The 3,763-nt window shown below is 46.2% G+C and carries 5 protein-coding genes; 4 read left to right on the top strand and 1 reads right to left on the bottom strand.

Annotated features, from left to right (window positions below; all coding sequences use genetic code 11):
* Positions 1-302: 302 nt before the first annotated feature.
* Together HMPREF1024_RS00220 and HMPREF1024_RS0127910 are read left to right on the top strand one after the other, a co-directional pair.
* Positions 303-494: a Rop family plasmid primer RNA-binding protein gene (locus HMPREF1024_RS00220; protein ID WP_000166328.1), complete on the top strand. Its 192-nt coding sequence runs from the start codon at positions 303-305 to the stop codon at positions 492-494.
* Positions 494-916, top strand: a complete 423-nt coding sequence (locus HMPREF1024_RS0127910; protein WP_032451468.1) for a helix-turn-helix domain-containing protein — start codon at positions 494-496, stop codon at positions 914-916. The genes HMPREF1024_RS00220 and HMPREF1024_RS0127910 overlap by 1 nt, the downstream gene beginning before the upstream one ends.
* A gap of 795 nt (positions 917-1,711) precedes the next feature.
* Here HMPREF1024_RS0127910 and HMPREF1024_RS00225 read toward each other — a convergent pair.
* Positions 1,712-2,233: a hypothetical protein gene (locus HMPREF1024_RS00225; RefSeq protein ID WP_009310069.1), complete on the bottom strand. Its 522-nt coding sequence runs from the start codon at positions 2,231-2,233 to the stop codon at positions 1,712-1,714.
* Between the two features lie 764 nt (positions 2,234-2,997).
* On the opposite strand from HMPREF1024_RS00225, the gene HMPREF1024_RS31515 reads away from it, so the two are divergent.
* Entirely contained in the window at positions 2,998-3,147 is a 150-nt protein-coding gene (locus HMPREF1024_RS31515) for a hypothetical protein (RefSeq protein ID WP_009310068.1), read from the top strand.
* A 480-nt stretch (positions 3,148-3,627) separates the two neighbouring features.
* Positions 3,628-3,763, top strand: a 136-nt coding sequence (locus HMPREF1024_RS00230; protein ID WP_009310067.1) for a Rop family plasmid primer RNA-binding protein, incomplete at its 3' end; no start/stop codon positions are given.

Genomic DNA, 3,763 nt, shown 5'->3' with positions numbered 1-3,763 from the left:
CCATTTAAGGGGCAAAAATTATCATTCTGGCCGCGTGATCTGCGCAGGTTAAGGAGCATCGGCGACGAAAAAGCGTCTTTAACTGCTTCGTTCATGCTTGCATGAACGGATTATTTTTCCGGACTACAGGTAAACTACAGGAAGACTACAAAAGTTGATGACTTAATCCTGATTTTTAGTGCGATGACTACAGATAAACTACAAAATAACTACAGGATTACCTCAGATCCGTTCTCTGAACCATTCGTACATCCGACCCCCTTACCGGTTTTACACTGAGCACTGATGCTCTGAGATCCCTTATGACGAAACAACAGAAAACAGCGCTGAACATGGCTAAATTCATCCAGAATCAGTCTCTGCTCCTGCTGGAGAAGCTTAACGAGCTTGATCTCGATGCTGAGGCCGACCTTTGTGAGAAACTCCACGATGATGCGGAGCATCTTTTCCGTACACTGTCCTCGAGACTGGATGCATTACAGGATGGTAACTGATGGCCAGAGTGTCTATTAGTGAAGCAGCACGGCTTGTTAAGGTTAGTCGCCCTACTATTTACAAGATGATTAACAGTGGTAAGTTAAGTTACACCTCTGTTGTAAAGCACGGGAAGGGTATTAAAGTTATTGATACATCAGAGCTTATTAGAGTATTTGGTCCTCTTGATGGTGTAATCGATGCTGTAAAATATGATGTAAAAAGTGACGCAGAATCTACAGGTATTAACAGCGTTGGTTTACATGATTTACAACATAGAATCGCTTTACTTGAAGCTGAAAACGATGGTCTTAAAGGGGCTGTTAAGGCTCGAGATGAGCATATTGATTCCCTTCGTCAGGCTATGCAGCTTCTGGAGCACAAGCACGAACCTTCTTCACCACCCCATTCCCCGTGGTGGAAATTCTGGAAAAAATCCTGATCCCGCCATGCTTGAGTTTTCCTCTCCGGCCATGCCGGGGCGTTCGTGAACCTTCCCAAAAATCGCCAGATCTCTGAACGCTCCTCACACTAAAAATATCCACACCCCACGCAAAATTAAATTTTTGCAGATAACTCATTAATATCAGTCAGTTGGTTGTTATTAAATTACGCAGTATTACCTTCTGTAAGGTCAATCCAAGTCGTCGGTGATTCGTGTACGACTTGCCGACGACTCGTCATAGAGTCATCGACGACTCACTTAAGACTATCAGTAACTTATGACGACTTGACTCTAGAGTCGAATCGTTATTTTGGTGTTTTTTTGACCTTGACGACTCTAGAGTCAAGTCACGAGTCGAATCGCCGGTGAATCGTGTGGTGAGTCGTCCGGCGACTTGCCATAACGTGATTGCCGGCCGTCGACGAACCCGATTCCTGATCGTGCTGAAAACCGGTTTTCCGGCTGCGCCGGCAACGCTTCACGGCCACGCAATAAATTGCGTCCCCGTTCACCGTTTTCGGATAGGAAGAACGCCGGAAACAGGACTTACCCTGGCTGAATGGCGTGAATTTCCGCGCTATGCACTTGCGCGCATACTCATGCATGCCGTAAAAACAGAGCCTGCGCGTTTCTGGCGGGTTTTCGGGTGGTTTGTTGCCTGTTTTACCGCTTTCCCGTCAGAAACGCCCTGAGGGCCTCTCAGGTGGTGCTGATAACGGATGTTATGGTAAATACAGGTGAGCGGGATAAACCATCATCTTTTATTGCGTGCGCAAGAAATAACCAACGCGGCTACGGATTTACACCAATCGCTATGCTGTTTTCATCTAGCAATATCCCTATTTTACACCCGCTGAATGTTGATCCGGACATCACTAAACCGCGTATAGCTAGTTGATTGTTTTCCGTGCTGAACAACTTTGGCGAGGATCCTCGATAACTTATTAGCTTTCCATCAGGAACATAAAGCTCAGCCTCTGCTTTTAGTGCAGCTGCGCTTTGTCTTCTGAGCTCGAATACCTCTTTCCCGTTAAGAAGACAAACAGTTACCTTATCTTCATACCGGAGAGTCACTCCTGCCTTTCTACCTTCTTCAGTACGGTAGAGCTGCGTTCCTTTAGCCAGGGCCAGGTATGTTCCATCGTTGTGATAGATAGGGATGCTGGTAGTGAAACTAGCATCAACCGCACTCTCAACACTAATAAGTGGGGTGTCTTTATACTGAAGTATTACTGGGACGTTGATGAAAAAATTAGAACCAAGCTCAACTCGAGGGCTTTCACTAAATACGAGTTTATTCTGCAAATCACTCATGGATACATCCTTTTTTTGTCAAAAAAAACCTAATGCCCCCGTGGTGGGTATATAAAAATCACGGGGAGCGTAGCGACCTTCGTCCAGCTCGTTTCTTGTGTGTCTCACCCTGCAAAAGGTTCGATTGTGTGGGAGTAGTGTCCGACGTTTTCAATCACACTACTCCGCTTACTACTTTCTTAGACACTCGTTTTATCAGGTGCTTGTTATCGTACAGCGAGACGGGGTAGAGCTTAACTCTTTTGCGGTTAAGTTACATATCCACCAATTGCCTGTTTATCCTGCCGGAGTCCGGGGCGTAGACCTGAGTGTCTAAGGTGCAGATATTATTTTAATGTCGTTGAATGGTATTAAGCTGGTAGTGACAATGCTAGCCAGCCCTGCTAGGATTTGATTTCTGACGTCTATTCCTGGCAGGTATCTGCGAAGAATTAGAGTACCGAAGCCCTGTGATTCTGTCACGGGGCTTTTGTACATTTAAAGCCAGAGAATCAAAAACATCCCCACAAAGACACCTTCACCGCTCGCCGCAGCCGAACGACCGAGCGTAGCGAGTCAGTGAGCGAGGAAGCGGAAGAGCCACTGCCTTGGCATGGTTCACAGGACACTCTGGTCATGCATATTTCACACCCTGCATGGCGCACTTCACCTGACCTTTCGCTCATGGCAACATATCAAGCCAGTCTACCGCTAGTGCTACGTGACGGGTTCAGGGCTGCACCCCTAAAACCGCTAACAACCTCTCAGCTACTGGATATCACCCCATGCCATCTGAATATGATGAAAAACTGGATTCGACTGATACGCAGCTTCCCGGCGAATATGACCTTTTTGATTTAATGGCGCAGGTTACTGAAGAGAACCTGCATGCCCCTGTGGATTCTGGGCCGCCTGTCGGCCGGGAAGCGTTATAGCTTTTTCGCTTGCCCGCGTACGTGGTAATACGCCGGTATTACATTTTATTTCTTTATTTTCATGCGATTACAGGTGATTGTAATACGTTGCGTATTACATAAACAAACGGAGATTTCAGTTTTTACCTTTTAATTCATGCAGTTGCGATGAAAGTCGCGGCTGCGTTAGGTGTATGACCATTTAAGGGGCAAAAAATTATCATTCTGGCCGCGTGATCTGCGCAGGTTAAGGAGCATCGGCGACGAAAAAGCGTCTTTAACTGCTTCGTTCATGCTTGCATGAACGGATTATTTTTCCGGACTACAGGTAAACTACAGGAAGACTACAAAAGTTGATGACTTAATCCTGATTTTTAGTGCGATGACTACAGATAAACTACAAAATAACTACAGGATTACCTCAGATCCGTTCTCTGAACCATTCGTACATCCGACCCCCTTACCGGTTTTACACTGAGCACTGATGCTCTGAGATCCCTTATGACGAAACAACAGAAAACAGCGCTGAACATGGCTAAATTCATCCAGAATCAGTCTCTGCTCCTGCTGGAGAAGCTTAACGAGCTTGATCTCGATGCTGAGGCCGACCTTTGTGAGAAACTCCACGATGATGCGG

The organism is Klebsiella sp. 4_1_44FAA (genome assembly GCF_000238715.1).
GTDB lineage: Bacteria > Pseudomonadota > Gammaproteobacteria > Enterobacterales > Enterobacteriaceae > Klebsiella > Klebsiella pneumoniae.
The sequence above is the reverse complement of the archived record's forward strand: the minus strand, read 5'-3'. Positions and strand labels throughout refer to the sequence as shown.